Source organism: Parasutterella muris (assembly GCF_009767915.1).
GTDB lineage: Bacteria > Pseudomonadota > Gammaproteobacteria > Burkholderiales > Burkholderiaceae_F > Parasutterella > Parasutterella muris.
The window spans coordinates 1-1,984 of record NZ_WSRP01000086.1 but is presented as its reverse complement, the minus strand read 5'-3'; the positions used below and the strand labels follow the sequence as shown (position 1 = coordinate 1,984).

At 53.5% G+C, this 1,984-nt stretch carries 2 rRNA genes; both read left to right on the top strand.

Features of this window, described 5'->3' with window-relative positions:
* Positions 1-1,712 (top strand): 23S ribosomal RNA (locus tag E5987_RS12595); the annotation flags it as partial.
* Between the two features lie 143 nt (positions 1,713-1,855).
* Positions 1,856-1,970 (top strand): 5S ribosomal RNA (gene rrf, locus E5987_RS12590).
* Positions 1,971-1,984: the final 14 nt, after the last annotated feature.

Here is a 1,984-nt window from a genome sequence, read left to right as displayed (position 1 = left end):
TCTCTGCGTGGTAGGGGAGCGTTCTGTAAGTCTGCGAAGGAGTCTTGAGAAGGATTCTGGAGATATCAGAAGTGCGAATGCTGACATGAGTAACGTTAAAGCGGGTGAAAAGCCCGCTCGCCGTAAGCCCAAGGTTTCCTGCTCTACGTTCATCGGAGCAGGGTGAGTCGGCCCCTAAGGCGAGGCCAAAAGGCGTAGTCGATGGGAATCGGGTTAATATTCCCGAACCGCCGCCGAATGCGATGGGGTGACGGAGTTTAGAAGGTCAGCCGGGTGTTGGATGTCCCGGTGGGTGAGTGTAGGAGGTCTGCAGGCAAATCCGCAGACGCATCTCCGAGGCAAAGCCGCGATCTGCTAAGGCAGAGAAGTGATTGGACGAACTTCCAAGAAAACCCTCTAAGCGTCAGTTCGGCGGGACCGTACCGCAAACCGACACTGGTGGGCGAGCTGAATATGCTCAGGCGCTTGAGAGAACTCGGGAGAAGGAACTCGGCAAATTGACACCGTAACTTCGGAAGAAGGTGTGCCTGAGTAACGTAGGCGCAGAGACTGCGTTCGCGTGAAAAGGTCTCAGAGAATAGGTGGCTGCGACTGTTTATTAAAAACACAGCACTCTGCCAAGTCGAAAGACGACGTATAGGGTGTGATGCCTGCCCGGTGCTGGAAGATTAATTGATGGGCTGAGAGGCCTTGATCGAAGTCCCAGTAAACGGCGGCCGTAACTATAACGGTCCTAAGGTAGCGAAATTCCTTGTCGGGTAAGTTCCGACCTGCACGAATGGCATAACGATGGCCACACTGTCTCCTCCCGAGACTCAGTGAAGTTGAAATGTTTGTGATGATGCAATCTACCCGCGGCTAGACGGAAAGACCCCATGAACCTTTACTGCAGCTTTGCATTGAACTGTGAACCGATTTGTGTAGGATAGGTGGGAGGCAGAGAAACGTGTACGCCAGTACGCGCGGAGCCAACCTTGAAATACCACCCTGATTTGTTTGCGGTTCTAACCCGGGACAGTGATCCTGTTCGGGGACCGTGCATGGTAGGCAGTTTGACTGGGGCGGTCTCCTCCTAAAGGGTAACGGAGGAGTACGAAGGTACGCTAGGTACGGTCGGAAATCGTGCTGATAGTGCAATGGCAAAAGCGTGCTTGACTGCGAGAGCAACAACTCGAGCAGATGCGAAAGCAGGTCATAGTGATCCGGTGGCTCTGAATGGAAGGGCCATCGCTCAACGGATAAAAGGTACTCTGGGGATAACAGGCTGATACCGCCCAAGAGTTCATATCGACGGCGGTGTTTGGCACCTCGATGTCGGCTCATCTCATCCTGGGGCTGTAGTCGGTCCCAAGGGTATGGCTGTTCGCCATTTAAAGAGGTACGTGAGCTGGGTTTAAAACGTCGTGAGACAGTTTGGTCCCTATCTGCCGTGGGCGTTGGAAGATTGACGGGGGCTGCTCCTAGTACGAGAGGACCGGAGTGGACGCACCTCTGGTGTACCGGTTGTCACGCCAGTGGCATTGCCGGGTAGCTAAGTGCGGACGAGATAACCGCTGAAAGCATCTAAGCGGGAAACTTTCCTGAAGATAAGTCTTCCCGGAGGTAAAACCTCCCTGAAGAGTCGTCCGAGACCAGGACGTCGATAGGTCAGGTGTGTAAGCGCTGTGAGGCGTTGAGCTAACTGATACTAATTGCTCGTGAGGCTTGATCCTATAACCGTGTTGCTTGTGACCGGCTGTGAGGTCCGTGCGAGAAAGAACAAAGTGAAGGCTGAGCTTGAGAGAAATCCAAGGCGCTGCCAAGATGAAGTAAATCGATCCGAATTGGCTCCTTAACCGGAGCGAACAGTTTTAAGCCCGGAGGCCATAGCAGGGCGGAACCACTCCTTCCCATCCCGAACAGGACAGTGAAACGCCTCCACGCCGATGATAGTGAGTTGTATTTCTTGCGAAAGTAGGTAGTCTCCGGGCTCTCCATTCTTAAA